The 13,635-nt window shown below is 58.7% G+C and carries 18 protein-coding genes, 1 tRNA gene and 1 pseudogene; 10 read left to right on the top strand and 10 right to left on the bottom strand.

The genetic code is table 11. The features are described from left to right. Nucleotides 1–5 precede the first annotated feature (5 nt). Together ccoO and ccoN are read right to left on the bottom strand one after the other, a co-directional pair. Entirely contained in the window at nt 6–758 is a 753-nt protein-coding gene (ccoO, locus tag ELH03_RS00850; protein WP_011650325.1) for a cytochrome-c oxidase, cbb3-type subunit II, read from the bottom strand. A 3-nt stretch (nt 759–761) separates the two neighbouring features. Further along, the gene (ccoN, locus tag ELH03_RS00855; protein WP_130765858.1) at nt 762–2,405 is read right to left on the bottom strand and encodes a cytochrome-c oxidase, cbb3-type subunit I; all 1,644 of its coding nucleotides are present in this window, start codon (nt 2,403–2,405) and stop codon (nt 762–764) included. A gap of 289 nt (nt 2,406–2,694) precedes the next feature. Between ccoN and ELH03_RS00860 the strand changes: the two genes are divergently transcribed. From ELH03_RS00860 to ELH03_RS00875, 4 genes are all read left to right on the top strand, one after another. After that, nucleotides 2,695–3,099, top strand: a complete 405-nt coding sequence (locus ELH03_RS00860; RefSeq protein ID WP_245511811.1) for a hypothetical protein — start codon at nt 2,695–2,697, stop codon at nt 3,097–3,099. Between the two features lie 139 nt (nt 3,100–3,238). After that, nucleotides 3,239–3,661: a hypothetical protein gene (locus tag ELH03_RS00865; protein ID WP_245504868.1), complete on the top strand. Its 423-nt coding sequence runs from the start codon at nt 3,239–3,241 to the stop codon at nt 3,659–3,661. Beyond that, nucleotides 3,654–4,061, top strand: coding sequence for a transposase (locus ELH03_RS00870; RefSeq protein WP_130765860.1), 408 nt, complete (start codon nt 3,654–3,656; stop codon nt 4,059–4,061). The genes ELH03_RS00865 and ELH03_RS00870 overlap by 8 nt, the downstream gene beginning before the upstream one ends. After that, nucleotides 4,058–4,288: a hypothetical protein gene (locus tag ELH03_RS00875; RefSeq protein WP_130765861.1), complete on the top strand. Its 231-nt coding sequence runs from the start codon at nt 4,058–4,060 to the stop codon at nt 4,286–4,288. Before ELH03_RS00870 ends, ELH03_RS00875 begins: the two co-directional genes overlap by 4 nt. Before the next feature lie 908 nt (nt 4,289–5,196). Here the strand turns inward: ELH03_RS00875 and ELH03_RS00880 are convergent. Further along, nucleotides 5,197–5,427: a hypothetical protein gene (locus ELH03_RS00880; protein WP_130765862.1), complete on the bottom strand. Its 231-nt coding sequence runs from the start codon at nt 5,425–5,427 to the stop codon at nt 5,197–5,199. Between the two features lie 195 nt (nt 5,428–5,622). Here ELH03_RS00880 and ELH03_RS00885 point away from each other — a divergent pair, with 195 nt between their 5' ends. The 3 genes from ELH03_RS00885 to ELH03_RS00895 all read left to right on the top strand — a co-directional run bounded on the left by ELH03_RS00885 (nt 5,623) and on the right by ELH03_RS00895 (nt 7,171). Next, nucleotides 5,623–5,886, top strand: a complete 264-nt coding sequence (locus tag ELH03_RS00885; RefSeq protein WP_130765863.1) for a hypothetical protein — start codon at nt 5,623–5,625, stop codon at nt 5,884–5,886. A gap of 69 nt (nt 5,887–5,955) precedes the next feature. Beyond that, on the top strand, nt 5,956–6,714 hold the full coding sequence (locus tag ELH03_RS00890; protein WP_130765864.1) for a DUF2726 domain-containing protein: 759 nt from the start codon (nt 5,956–5,958) through the stop codon (nt 6,712–6,714). Between the two features lie 124 nt (nt 6,715–6,838). Continuing rightward, on the top strand, nt 6,839–7,171 hold the full coding sequence (locus tag ELH03_RS00895; protein WP_130765865.1) for an HNH endonuclease: 333 nt from the start codon (nt 6,839–6,841) through the stop codon (nt 7,169–7,171). 217 nt (nt 7,172–7,388) lie between these two features. On the opposite strand, the gene ELH03_RS00900 is transcribed toward ELH03_RS00895, so the two are convergent. The 3 genes and pseudogenes from ELH03_RS00900 to ELH03_RS00910 form a co-directional block, all read right to left on the bottom strand. Further along, nucleotides 7,389–7,718 carry a hypothetical protein gene (locus ELH03_RS00900; protein ID WP_130765866.1) on the bottom strand — a complete coding sequence of 110 codons (330 nt, stop codon included), beginning with the start codon at nt 7,716–7,718 and terminating at the stop codon, nt 7,389–7,391. 380 nt (nt 7,719–8,098) lie between these two features. Then, the gene (locus ELH03_RS00905) at nt 8,099–8,338 is read right to left on the bottom strand and encodes a hypothetical protein (protein ID WP_130765867.1); all 240 of its coding nucleotides are present in this window, start codon (nt 8,336–8,338) and stop codon (nt 8,099–8,101) included. A gap of 114 nt (nt 8,339–8,452) precedes the next feature. Beyond that, nucleotides 8,453–8,725: pseudogene (locus tag ELH03_RS00910) on the bottom strand (ATP dependent DNA ligase); the annotation flags it as partial. Nucleotides 8,726–9,140: 415 nt separating this feature from the next. Here ELH03_RS00910 and ELH03_RS37215 point away from each other — a divergent pair. Then, nucleotides 9,141–9,290 (top strand): hypothetical protein, encoded by a 150-nt coding sequence (locus tag ELH03_RS37215; RefSeq protein ID WP_165420512.1) that lies wholly within the window; start codon nt 9,141–9,143, stop codon nt 9,288–9,290. A 50-nt stretch (nt 9,291–9,340) separates the two neighbouring features. Continuing rightward, on the top strand, nt 9,341–9,718 hold the full coding sequence (locus tag ELH03_RS00920) for a thermonuclease family protein (protein ID WP_130765869.1): 378 nt from the start codon (nt 9,341–9,343) through the stop codon (nt 9,716–9,718). Nucleotides 9,719–9,756: 38 nt separating this feature from the next. On the opposite strand, the gene ELH03_RS00925 is transcribed toward ELH03_RS00920, so the two are convergent. Then, nucleotides 9,757–10,242 (bottom strand): hypothetical protein, encoded by a 486-nt coding sequence (locus ELH03_RS00925; protein ID WP_245504869.1) that lies wholly within the window; start codon nt 10,240–10,242, stop codon nt 9,757–9,759. 513 nt (nt 10,243–10,755) lie between these two features. On the opposite strand from ELH03_RS00925, the gene ELH03_RS00935 reads away from it, so the two are divergent. Further along, nucleotides 10,756–11,613 carry a hypothetical protein gene (locus tag ELH03_RS00935; RefSeq protein ID WP_130765871.1) on the top strand — a complete coding sequence of 286 codons (858 nt, stop codon included), beginning with the start codon at nt 10,756–10,758 and terminating at the stop codon, nt 11,611–11,613. A 193-nt stretch (nt 11,614–11,806) separates the two neighbouring features. On the opposite strand, the gene ELH03_RS00940 is transcribed toward ELH03_RS00935, so the two are convergent. From ELH03_RS00940 to ELH03_RS00950, 3 genes are all read right to left on the bottom strand, one after another. Beyond that, nucleotides 11,807–12,334 carry a hypothetical protein gene (locus tag ELH03_RS00940; protein WP_130765872.1) on the bottom strand — a complete coding sequence of 176 codons (528 nt, stop codon included), beginning with the start codon at nt 12,332–12,334 and terminating at the stop codon, nt 11,807–11,809. A gap of 127 nt (nt 12,335–12,461) precedes the next feature. Then, nucleotides 12,462–12,537, bottom strand: a tRNA-Thr gene (locus tag ELH03_RS00945). Between the two features lie 120 nt (nt 12,538–12,657). After that, nucleotides 12,658–13,617, bottom strand: a complete 960-nt coding sequence (locus tag ELH03_RS00950) for an NAD(P)H-dependent flavin oxidoreductase (RefSeq protein WP_128400895.1) — start codon at nt 13,615–13,617, stop codon at nt 12,658–12,660. Nucleotides 13,618–13,635 lie beyond the last annotated feature (18 nt).

Below are 13,635 nucleotides of genomic sequence, written 5' to 3' on the forward strand. Positions count from 1 at the left end.
AGCAATCAATTGTTGGGGTTCGGCATCTGCTCCGGTGCCGCAGTGTTCTGGTAGGCAGCCTTTGTGAGCCGGCCTAGCACCTGCAGATACGCGACCATGGCGTCCATTTCAGTCACGCTGGTTTTTACGCCGTCAAACGCGGAGACCTGCGTGTCTTGCCCATAGCGTTCCGTGACGCCAGAGGACTGTTCGCTGTCTGGATTGGCTTGGCCGAAGGCATCGGCAGATGCGTTTGCGACCATGTCATCCGTATAAGGCACTCCCACGGTTCTCAGGGCCGCCAGTTGGTCACGCAGATCGCCCAGATCGAGCGGGGTTGTCGCCAACCATTGATAGGACGGCATGTTGGATTCCGGGACGACCTCGCGAGGGTTGATCAAATGGGCCACGTGCCAGAGATCTGAATACTTCCCACCGATGCGCGCCAGATCGGGACCCGTGCGCTTTGATCCCCACAACATGGGATGGTCATACTTGGATTCGACCGCAAGAGAATAAGGACCGTACCGCTCGACCTCGTCCCGCAGCGTTCTGATCATCTGGCTGTGGCAGGCGTAGCAGCCTTCTCGCACATAGATGTTCCGGCCCGCCGCCTCGAGGGGTGTGTACACTCTCATGTCGGGGGCGTCCTCGACCGTCTCGTGGATCGTGAACAGCGGGGCGATCTCGACAAGCCCGCCGACGCTTCCCGCCACAACGATAGCCAGCATGAACCCGACGGCCGTCCGTTCCAGTCTTCCATGCAGACGTTCGCTCATCTCTCACTCCGCCGGTGCGTTTTCGAGAATGCCTGAAGTCAGGGGCGCATCGTGAACTGCTCCCGCGGCGGGAGCCGTTCGGACGGTCATCCAGATATTAAAGCTCGCCACGATCGCCCCAAGGAGGAAAAGCAGCCCTCCGAAAGCGCGTGCGATGTAGTAGGGATACATCGCCAGCAGACTGTCGACGAATGAATAGACCAAGGTGTTGTCGGCTGAATATGTGCGCCACATCAATCCCTGGATAATGCCGGAATTCCACATGGCGAAGACGTAGATGAGTGTGCCTGCAAGCGCCAACCAGAAATGGACTTCGACCAGGGCTGCAGAATACATCCTTTCGCGTTTCCAGATCGATGGAACGAGTGTGTAGAACGCGCCGAACGTTATCATGGCAACCCAGCCCAGCGCACCGGCATGAACGTGTCCGACTGTCCAATCGGTATAATGAGACAGTGAGTTGACGGGTCTGATTGCCATAAAAGACCCTTCGAATGTCGACAGCCCATAGAAGAACGCCGCCATCATGATGAAGCGAAGAGTGGCGTCGTCACGCACGCGATGCCAAGCCCCGTTCAACGTGAGCAACGCGTTCCCGGCCGACGCCCACGACGGAACGAGCAGCATGACCGAGAACGTCATTCCAAGGTTTTGCACCCAGATAGGCAGCGCGGTGTAATGGAGATGGTGGGACCCCGCCCACATGTAGAAGAAGGTAATCCCCCAGAAGCTGAGAATGGACAATCGATAGGAAAAAATCGGCCGCTCAGCGCGGATCGGCAGATAATAGTAGAGCATCCCTAGGAAGCCCGACGTCAGAAAAAACGCCACGGCGTTGTGACCGTACCACCACTGGACCATCGCATCCTGTACACCGGGCCAGACCGTGTAGCTTTTGGCGTGTCCGAACGATACCGGCACTGCCAGGTTGTTGACGATATGGAGGATCGCCACCACGATGATGAAGGCGAGATAATACCAGTTGGCCACGTAGATGTGGGGTTCCTTGCGCCGCGCCAAGGTGCGTACGAAGAGCGCGAAATAGGCGATCCAAACGATCACGAGCCAGAGATCGGCATACCATTCCGCTTCCGCGTATTCCTTGGACTGGGTAACGCCCATGAAATACCCGCTGACCGCGATCAGACAGAAGAGGTTGAAGCCGAAGATCACGAACCACGGCGAGAGTTGATCGGCCAACCTTGCGCGCGATGTTCGCTGAACGACATGGAATGATGTCGCGATCAACGCGTTTCCGCCGAAGCCGAAGATCACCCCTGTCGTATGGGCGGGCCGTATACGGCCGAAGCTCGACCACGCCGTATCGAAATTCAGGCTCGGCCAGGCAAGCTGTGCAGCTGCCCAAACGCCGATGAACATGCCAAAGATCGCCCACGCCAATGTGAAGGCCACGCCGACCTTGATCGGATCGTCATAGTAGCTGGAAAAGCGCGAAGCATCCGGTTCTTCGTCGAAAGCCGAAGTCAGGATGTAGCAGAACAACGCGCCGCAATACACAAGGACGATGGCGCCGTGAATGCCGATGGGATCAAAGCGGCCAGCGGCCGCCATCGCGACACCAACTACCATCAAAGCGATAAGTATAGCTGCCGCGAACCCCCGCTCCGCACTCGTGAGCTGTCCCATTGTTCCATCCCCCGGCTGTGCCGATGATGGTGCTCCACAAAGCGTTGAAAGGCAATCAGTTCTGCGAGCGTGCACACGCGAAGATAGACATAGATCGTCCATCACAATCGCCGTTGGACCGATTTGTGCCTGAAGCAGAAGACCGTGTTATTCGCTCATGGAGCGAACGTTCCCGTTACCATTTGACGCGGGATGAGCTTTGCCACTGTCCAAGGCTGATGACCGGGTATGCGAAGATCAGCTGCCGGTCTTCCGCTTTCATAGGAATTGCCCGTTCAGCGGCGAGTGCGTGCCGGCGCTGCTTGCGCGCTTCTCGCCAACCGAAGACGACCCCGGCCTTGAGGCCGAGCCGACGGCGGTCCTTCGAATCCGCGTCGACCGTTATCATGGTGACCGTCGCAAGCTCGCTCTCGGTCCTACAGCCGGACAGGCCGTCAAGCTCTGCCGGGACATTTCCCTCGGCGGCGTCGGCATCGCGGAAGGCGTCGAAAAGGGCCTTGCGCTGATCGCAGCCGGTTGGCGTCCGGTGTGGGCGACCTGCGGTACGGCGACCAGGGGCAGGGTTGGTGAACAATGGGTGCCGCAGAACGTCAGCGCCGCCATCGGCACCGGCGAAAAGCCGGCCGCCGCGTGCTCCAAATTGAGATCGACGAGGTCGAACTCGCCGCCGCGCTGGAGAGGTTGCATTTTCTAAGCCCGCGCGACGCCGACGATGACGAAGCATTGCGGCGTGGGCTCAATAGGATAATCCAGGTCCTCTGCCGCCCGGATGCTGACGCATAACGCCTCGGGTGCCGGAGTTTTGCTATGCTTGGCAAATGAGCGAAAGGAATTTGAGCGAAGTTGCAGTCCATGAGGCCGCCCATTGCGTCGCCGCCGTCCGGCATAGAATTCGTGTCCGCCAAGCATCAGCCGACGGTGCGGTTACTCTCGATCCGCCCGGCGACTGCCTCGAACAGGGCAGTCATCACGCAGCCGTCGCCGTAGCATACGCGGTCGTGGCGCTACCCGGCCAAGCTGCGGCGCCAAACACCGGAATGTCGACATCGGATCAACTGCTGCTGGAGCATTCGGTCTTTTTAGGCTCATGGGCGGACGACCCCGAGGAGATGCGCAGCGCGCTTTCTGTGCTCGCCGACCGTTTCGTTCTCGAACACCGTGAAGAGATAGAAAAACTAGCGCTGGTCCTTGATGATCGCCGCAGCATGTCGGGCGCCGAGGTCGAAGAAGTTGTCGGAGTGTGGGGCCGTGACTGATAAGGACGAGGACCAGGAACTCGCCATGATCGCAGCGCGTGCCGCCGAGATCAAAGCCGGTCTGAATGCTGCGTACTCACCGGAGGAACTTCGAAGGCCCTTGAGTACCAGGTGTGTTCATGCGCTCATCGCCGCCACGACCGCCGCTACAGGGGCAAAACTGACGGCACTCTCTGCCCGCGTCGCCGAACTCGAAGCTGGCGGCGTCCGTTATGCCGGCTGCTACCAGCGGGCGATGGGATACCGAAAGGGCAGCGTGATTACCTTTGCTGGGGCGATGTGGACAGCGCTTGATGACGTGCCCGCGGGCATTCAACCCGGCTCAAACACCGCCCTTTGGCAGCTTTCTCAAAAGGGCGAACCCCGCGCGCGTAAAAAGGTGGAAGGACGCCAACAATGACCCTCGACGACCTAATAGCACGGACCGCCGCGTCGCTCGAACGACAGATCGAGAAGGCGATCTCGCATGACGAATTGCTCCTGGCCGACAAGGGCGCATCGGAGGACGAGATTGCCGCTCACGTCGCAATCCGCCGGGAGGAAGGAGCAAGTTGGAAGTCCAAATGCCTGAGCGAGATTCGCCGGGGCCTCACCCAACTCGATGCACCCTCGGCGCGGCTTCAATAACGTAGCGCCCCTGGGCCGATATCAGTGCTTGATGAAAGGCGGTTGTCGATCGGCTTGGATAGAGAGAGGCGGTCTCCGACCCTTATCGCCAGTGGATCGGCTACTAGGGATATTTGTAAGATACGTGAGTTTTGATCCAGGCTAATTTGCCGTCCTCCGCTCTTTCCCAAGCTATCTTGGCATTCATCGGATATGGGCAACCTTCTTGATGAAAATGAGCTTGACGCACTCGCGGAGCGCGCTTGCCGCAAGGGGAGGAAATCTGGAATCCCTCCGCCTGCAAATATCGCTCCATAGCCATCGCATCACTCCCTGGCGGAAACCGCGATCGCATTCGTCCCGAAAGCTCCGGCGAATCCGCTTCCTTCGAAGGTTGACGGCGGAAGTCTTCGGGAGGTGGGCACCCCTGGCTCCACCAGCCTTCCGTAGCGCGTAAATCGCGCAGCAGTGCAGGCATCGGAGAATCACATTCCAACTGCCAGCATCCCGGAAGGAAACCACAGACGACGATTAGCATTGAGGGTATAGTTCGTTGGATGACCTTCATGGCATCAAAATATCCGCACAGGTTGTCCACTTCCATTCCGCCATCTGGCGTAGGTTCCGTACCCCAACGGCGTAGGGGGGCGGGTCGAAGCTTAAAAGGCAAAGCGCCAGAAGACCCGCGTGCACCCTCATCCGGAGATTTTTTGAAGCTGACGAAACATCAGGCCAGGTACATTTCGCAGATTATAGCACCGCCACCAAATCAGTCATTTATTGTGCTGCAACGGCGACGTAACTTGCATTTGGGATGCCCGTTGCATCTTGGCCTCATGCCGATTCCAGATCGCCAGAAACGCTGTTGTCACGACAAAGAAGGCCAGCGCGGCCAAATGGATTTTGCCGATGCGGCGCGCAAAATAGGACTAGGCCTTGGCCTCGAGGGCCTGAGTCGCGTCCCTAAGCTGCCTGTCGTTTTCGAGCAGATACCGGGTCATGCGTCCACGTGAACGATCCTGCACGCGGGACAGGTCATCTTCCTTTGGCTCTGCACTCAACGCCTGACGCACGGCGCTAAAGATCAGGATCACCAGCAACACCCAGAGTATTATGAAGGACAGGCCAAAAAGGCGTCCGCTGGGGGTGGTCATATCCATTGAGGTCTCCGGGCCATAGAGCAATGATCGCCCCTGCCATCAAAGTGGAACTGACGCATGATTTCAACCCCGGGGCGCAACCGATCAGCCAGTCACCACTTCAGTGGCAGTTGCCAACCCACATGCGTATATTTCCCGTCTATGGATGAAGCACCCGAAAAACACCCTGGTAGACCCCCGCATCACCCGACGGACATGCAACGTCGTCTGGTGCTAATTCTCACGGCCGAGGGCGTTCCACAGGCGCAAATCTGCCGCATTCTCGCAATCAGCCAAAAGACGGCCAGGAAGCACTACAGGCGCGAGCTGGACATCGGCGCCGCGAAACTTGAAGCCGCTCTTATTGGCCAGCTCCTCCGCATCGCCGGGGGCCAGGGCGCCGTCGCCTTCAAGGCGATCCGGTTCACGTTGCAGGCGCGGTTTGGATGGTCGCAGTATGTGCCTCCGCCGCGCCCCTAACGCTTTTGGATAGCTTTCCACCAATGTGCCCGCCCGTTTACGATCTTGGCGCGCAAGGGGGAGCGGGGCATGGACAATCCGCAAAAGAGGTGGGTGCCTTTCACGGCACCTGGACTGTTTATTGGAGCGCTCGCGGTGGGCTCTGCGGGCGGCATGACCATTTACGACCGCCCTGCTGAGGTTCTTGCACTAATCGAGACGCCTTTCTTTCCGGTCCTAATCGTGGTCCTGTTTGTAGGCGTCTTCATGGGGATGGCCGTCGAACAGTTCCGGTCCAAGATGCGAAGGCAGGCATGGCGGGAAAAGAACCGCCCCCGCTGGGAGAAAAAAAGTGGGGCGAGCATCGCCACTGGGCCTTGGCCTCCGATACCTATACCGGAGCCTTCAAAAAAAACCGATGCTGCTGACCAGTTGCGGATCGTTATGGGCGCGACCTTCGCAATTCAGCCGCTTCTCAACAAGAGCGAAGCGCGCGTATTCAAGGAACTTGACCGCATCGTCATTGGCTGCAACCCGGCATGGCAGGTGATGGCACAAGTATCGTTGGGCGAGGTCATCCGCAGCAAGGATGCGGCCGCGCACAGTTGCATCAACTCGAAACGGGTCGACTTGCTGCTGGTGGACGGCGATTGCCAGCCGCGACACGCCATCGAATATCAGGGCGGCGCGCATCATCAGGGGGCAGCAGCCGCGCGTGATGCGGTCAAGAAAGAAGCGCTACGACGTGCTGGGATCGGCTACTACGAGGTAGTGGCCGGCCATACCACTCCGGCGGAGCTTAGGCGACTGGTCGAGAAGTTGGTAGACAGGCCGGGCACGCCCGAATAGCGCCGTCGACCATCGGGCACAGGCCGACGCGGCGGGGAACCGCCGTTCGACGGGAAGGTCAACCCCGCCTTCTAGGCGAGTTGACAGCTACAGCAACCAAGCATTGCAGCAGGACAGTGATCGTTTGAGCAAACTCGCAAAGTACAAACACGGACGCAAGCGACGCGCATTTGAGCTTCAGGCCGGGCAATGCGGTATTTGCGGAGAGGCCATGGTACTTCCCGGATTGCATAACAAGGATCGAAAACGCGGAAAGTTTCAGAGGATCGACAACTTGGCCACATGGGATCACATCAAGCCCGCAAGCCAAGGCGGAAATGGTCGCCTCGAAAACCTTCATCTTGTCTGTTTTGCCTGCAACCAGAAGCGCCGGAATAAAAAGGCCATGAGGACGTGGCTATCCATCAAGGCTCGATTGAAACGAGCAACCGCCGCCGATCCGCTACCGCAAGGATGAGGGCGGCTTTACCGGATGACTTCCCCGGCGCTTGCCGTAGATCCCGCAACGGGCGGCCTACCCGCCAACCTCACCACTGAAGGCGTTCCTACGCGGCCATTTCCGCGCCGCTATCTCTTTCCCCGCCCATGCCCGCGAACCGCGCTGTCGGGCTCCGCAGGCGGCAACGCGAGGCATCAGCGGCGCGTTGCCAGCCGCCAGAGCTCAGCGAGAGGGGTCAAACGTCTGGACCGCCGCCTTCCTGCTCATCCACGCCGCCCGAAAGGGAACCCTTCGGCGCCTTCTTCTCATTTATGTCGTCTGCGGGGACACGACCACGATCATTGACTTCGTCTTCCACTCCGTTTTGCGGACCGCCCAACCAGTCACCGGACCCGCCCGTTAGTGAACCTTTCGGCGCCTTCTTCTCCATTCCGTTTTGCGGTCCGCCCAACCAGTCACCACTCACGTCGCCGGTGCCTTCGCTGGGCCTCACGGCTTGCTGCCCGTTCTGTTGATAGCCGGCTTGGTCCTTCTTGGCGGAAGGAGTCTTAGAGTTATCGGTCATAACGATCTCCACTGTTGCGCCTTGTTGGATTGGTAAGGCGGACACGAAAACTATCAGATCGATCACTTTAAGACTACCCTTAGGATTATACGGTGATTTTTACCGTCCTAGGTTGTATAAAGGTGGACCTAAGTTTCGAACGCCTAAACGGCGTCGATGCGCCCGGCCTTTACAAAAATCGCGTCGCTGGCCGCCCTCTTCATAAGTTCCTGAGCAACCAACATGGCTTCCGCGCGCGCTTCGTCCAAAGACGCGAAATCTGCTTTCGCAAAATCATTCACTCCGCCGACCGGTGTTTGCAGCGGCTTTCTAACCTTCGCAGTTTGCTGATGCTCGCATCGCCCCAGTTCCTCCGAACGGCTTTCCGGTTCGAGATTTCGCTAAATAGCCGTTCTGCGGCGGGCAGCGCGCTGATAGCGCAGGTTTGCCTGCTCGATTAGGGAAATGACCCGTCCGACCGACATGTTGAGCTTGATGGACGATGGTCCTTCTTTGAATGCGACGCATTCCAGGACGCATTGATTGGGGCCGGCCGAACTGGCCTGCCTGACGGCGACGATGTGGTCGGAGTTGACCCACATCTGACTATCGCCTTCGGCCGAAATCACGCTGATAAACATGCTTGTCCCTCCCTAGAGCCGCTCTTTCACTGTTTGGGTAGGCGATCCTGTCGTATGCCTCCCGACCAACCGGCAGCGGCGTCGCGCCTCGGCACCTGCCCTATTCCGGATGTCTCACTCGATTTGATAAACCGCCGGATTATCAGCAGCGTCCCGCAGCCCCTTATATGACGCATGCCGCAGCTTCGCGTCATGCGTCCAGCCTCCGTATTGGATCTCGGCAACAAGCTCCGGCCGGACGAAGACCGCATTCCGCTTCCTCCCGGTGTCGACGGAGGGCTTGGCGATGATCAGCTTGTCCATCTGCTCACGGAGTTCGGCGGCGGATCGGTCGTTGAAGCCGGTTCCAACGCCCCCGACATAGACGAGAGCGCTTCCCTTGCCAGCGAACCGAAAACAAATACTACGAGCGGTGCAAACTTACCTATCACCACAGCCCGGAAGAATGGGCGCGGCGGCGCGGGTACGTGAATCCCGAGGAAGCGCGGAACGGTGATCGCGCTCTTGGCGATCTGGCCGAGTGGGAGGGGCTGGTGGCCTTTTGCAGGAGCGCAGATTGCAAGCGGAAACAGTCACTTGACCGCTGGGCGCTTCAGAAGCGGCTCGGCAAGGATACGATGATTTCGGCAATAGGTCCGCGACTGAAATGTAAATGCGGTCACCGCGGCGCCAACATCGTCATCGGCTATGTCTCGCGGTGACCTCGGATCCGTGCTGGCATCTTTAGCTGGAGAGACTCGCAGATTTGCGAGTCGACCGACTTTCGCCGACGTGCTGTCTTCTGCGCACAAAGGAGGCAGCTATGAGATCATTTCATTTCGCAGTGCAGACCGAAAGTGCGCTTTGGGTCGTCACCTTCGTAAGCGAGTATTTCCTCGAAACCAGAATCCTGACCAGCGCCGAGTTCATCGAAATGATATCGGCGGAATCCGAGCTAGGTCCCTGGCCATAGCTGGAGACAGCCGCTATGGCGGATTCTTGATCAGCAACAAGGGGAAATAAATGATTGCTGGACTCATCATCTGCGCATCGCTGACCGTCGTCGACGGCGACACAGTGAAATGCGACGGGCAGAACATGCGACTGCTGGGAGAAGGTGTTCCGTTCGTCTCGGGCATCGATACACCGGAGATCGGATCGCACGCTAAGTGCATCAAGGAACGGAAGCTGGCGCTGATCGCCAAGGGCAGGCTGAAAGAGCTGCTGGCTGAAAAGGGATTGCGGATCGTATTGAGCGGCGCTGTCGACAAGACGCCGTCGCACCGGCCGCTCGTCAACATCTATCGAACGACCGGTGAAGAGATCGGGAAGAAGCTGCTTCGGGAGGGCTTCGCGCGCACCTGGAGCCCGAGGCATCGGAATGACTGGTGCGACGGATAGCTCCAAGGACTACCATCAACTTCCAAAACCATCGGGCATCAACCGCCGGCACTGTCTTTCGCACTTGGTTCGTCAGCATTTGGGAGGCCAGCTGTCCTAAACAGCATCCAAATTCCTAAAATCAGTGCAGCCAGTGCAGGAACGCCCAAGACAACTCCAAAATAAATTTCCAGTGGAAGGTCATGAATTCCAAAAAATAGTTCCTGCCCAGCACACTTATCAGCCATATACCCGCTGAAATGTTTACACTTTCCGGCGTCAGGGAATAAGAAGAAAAGCCCGTCAAGGACAATCAGGAAGCTTAGGCAGATGCCCATGCCGCGAAAGAGTTTGACGTCGGGACGCCCGAGAGATGGTTCCGGTTTCGTTTTTTGAATGGACCACAGTAGCTTGACGAGCAGGAAGCAAGCACCGGTTCCGAGAAATTGGGCTATCACCAGGGAAAGTGTTTGGTTGATAACGGGCTTTACGACTTGGGCAGTTAGTGCTGCCATGAATGCCACCAGCCCCAGTACCGAAATCATTGACGCCCCCGTAACCCCGTCGCGTGTTACAACTGCACGGTAAAGACCATAAGAGGCCCAGGCAGTCATGACTATGGGAATGGGGCCGATGGGCCAAGGAAACGAGAGATCAAGCATGCCCTGACTATGCCTGATCACGTCCGTTACTCAACCGAAATGTGGAAACAAACCCGTCCTCCTCATGCGCTGTTTTTCGCCAGTGACGCGATGATGGCGTCGAGCTGTCGGGTCGTTTCCTTCGACCGCGCTCTGAAGATCGATCCGACAACCCTGAGGCGACGCTTTCGCAGCGAGCGGGACATCGGCGCCGCGAAACTGGAAGCTACTCTTTGTCGGCCATCTGGTCCGCCTCGCCGGCGGTAGCAATGATCTGGCGCTACGGGCGATCATCTTCCTTCTTCGATGCCGATTTGGCTGGTCGCGGTATGCGCCACCGCCAAGGTCACCCTCAATTTAGCGTTGACGATATAAGGTGGTCATGCGGCATTGGCCTACTTTGAGGGGAAAAAGCAAATGGTTGAACTATCGTCTCGACATGAGGGCGACAGAATAGTGATCGAGCTTTATCCGGGTGATCCGATAGAGCTTGGCGACTTGTCCAGCAGTTTTGCCGCGCTGGCTCGGATGTATGAGCGTCATTATCGCCAGGACGGCGAGACAGCCCCCAAGCTATACGTAACGAAGCTCGAAACCGGCTCCGTTCTTATGGAGATCGCTCCTTACGCGATGATAATGGGAACCCTCTCCTTCATGGATGGCGCCGTTATTGTCGCTGATTTCACGAGCCGACTGTGGCGGGGCGTAACAGCGTTTTCAGGTGCGCCGCCGCCGGCGGAGTCCATTTGGATTGAGCCGCCTTCGCCAGAAGACGCTAGAGATATCAAGGAATTTACGAAACCGCTTCTGGGCAAGAATGGCTCTGCATTGGGCATTAAACATGCTCGGTATGAGAGGACCGAAGGCGAAAGAACGGTGGTCGTTGAATACAAATTCACTGAATCCGAACTGAACCGGGCGGCAATAAACATCGACAAAGCGCTTGAGTCCCCCTTCTTGGACGAGTCCGAAAATGTGCCTCGCGAACAGATTAAGCGGGAGGTGATGCTCTTTATCGATCAGGCAAATCGAGGGCCTGGGAAAGAGCGTGGCCGCACAGGAGACAGAGGGATCATACCTGATATCTACGACAAGCCATTGCCCGTCTATTTCAGGAAAAGCTTTCAAAACTTGAAAAGCCAAATCACGCGAGAGGTCAATCCGCTGACAAGCGCGTTTGTCGTAGATGTGCATGTTCAATATATTCGCGATGAGCCCAGGGGCTACGTCGTGACCGACATCCATGAAGTTATTCCTGCTGGCGGGACTGAATGAAAGCGCCGAGCTTGCGATCCTCTTTTGCGAGTTCGATGCCGGCTTCGGCAAGCGTGGGTTTTTCGTCAACCCGCGCTCCCTTTACCTGAACAGCTCCTGGGCGCCGGCAACGGGCGATGTTCGGTACGGAGCATAATCCCCCGGCCGGATCGACGGCGCGCGCTGGCGGCCCCGTGGGAGGCAAGGCGGAGCATCAGCGCCGGGTGGACAGGTTCCAGAATTCACAGAGCAGATCGAGGAGTTCGCGGAGGTCGCGGGCGGCTTTGAGCTTGCTCCGCTTGCTGGCGCCTGGACCGACGACTTCACCGAGGGAATAGCCCTCGCCGCATATTCGGGACACCAGCCAGTAGCCCTTCTCGCCGAGCAGAGGTCGAATCCGACGAAGCTCCTGCGCCGAGTGCATCTGCCGGTGACCGATCGGGTCCGCACGACCGGCGCCATCTACCGGCTCGCGACTGTAGTCGATGGCCCGCGTGCTCCGGCACATCGCTTCCCACAAGGCGCGGAACCTCGTCGCAGCGGCGAGTTGGGCGGCGTCGATCCGGCCGCGTGAGGCCAGCATCGTGACGGCGCTTTCCCGGATGTTGATGATCGCCGGAACGGTTCGGGGATTACCCGCCTCACCGTCATACGCCGGGGAGTAGTACGGATTCGCGATCGTCACCGCCCGCAGGGAGCGATGCGGATCGGATGACGGCGTTCTTTTCGATGGCGCGGGCATGTTGGAGAATGCCACAGAGGCGGGGAAAACGGAAAACCAATTTTCCCCCAGATTTTCCCCCTAGGCAGCACGCGAAGCGAAACGTTCCGTACCTGAAACGATATCTTATTAATTTTGTTGAGGTTTTTGGTGCCGCTTACAGGACTCGAACCTGTGACCCCATCATTACGAATGATGTGCTCTACCACCTGAGCTAAAGCGGCCTCTCACGGCCGAAGCATGCGGCCTGCGATTTGCATGGCGCTGATACAGCCATTGTTGGAAGATTTCAAGCGCCCTGTCATGCCTTTGGCAAAAAAGAGGGGAGGCGCGGGAAGGGCGCCTCAGAGCGTTAGCCGGGCACGCGCCGCCTTGTATTCGGCCTCCAGCCGGTCGACGAGTTTTGCCACCGGCTCGACAGCCTTGATGGCGCTGATGCCCTGGCCGCTGCCCCATATGTCCTTCCAGGCCTTGGCGCCGCCGACAGCCTGCTCGAAATCCATCTTCGAGACATCGGCTAAGGGCAGGTTGTCAGGGTCCATGCCGGCAGCCACGATCGAGGGCTTGAGGTAGTTGCCGTGCACGCCGGTGAAATAGTTGGAGTAGACGATATCGCCAGCAGCGCCTGCGACGATCGCCTGCTTGTAGGCGTCGGCGGCGCGCGCCTCTTCAGTGGCGATGAAGGGCGAGCCGATATAGGCCATGTCGGCGCCCATTGCTTCTGCGGCAAGGATGGCACCGCCGGTGGCGATGGCGCCGGCCAGTAGCAGCGGCCCTTCGAACCATTCGCGGATTTCCTGGACGAGCGCGAAGGGCGACAGCGTGCCGGCATGGCCGCCGGCGCCGGCCGCCACTGCGATCAGCCCGTCGGCACCCTTGCGGATCGCCGAATGGGCGTGGCGGTTGTTGATAATGTCATGCAGCACGATGCCGCCATAGGAATGCACGGCGGCGTTGACCTCGGGCACGGCGCCGAGCGAGGAGATGACGATCGGCACCTTGTATTTGACGCAGAGCGAGAGGTCGTGCTCCAGCCGCTTGTTCGACATATGGACGATCTGGTTGACGGCAAAGGGGGCGGCCGGCCTCTCGGGATGGGCGGCGTCGTGGCGGGCAAGCTCCTCGGTAATCTCAGCCAGCCATTCGTCGAGCTGGCTTTCCGGCCGGGCGTTTAGAGCCGGAAACGCCCCCACGATGCCCGCCTTGCATTGCGCCAGCGTCAGCGCCGGATGCGAGATGATGAACAGCGGCGAGCCGATGACCGGCAGTCTCAATCTGTCCTTGAGGATCGGGGGCAGGGCCATGGTTCGTCGCTTCCATTG

Source organism: Rhizobium beringeri (genome assembly GCF_004306515.1).
Lineage (GTDB): Bacteria > Pseudomonadota > Alphaproteobacteria > Rhizobiales > Rhizobiaceae > Rhizobium > Rhizobium beringeri.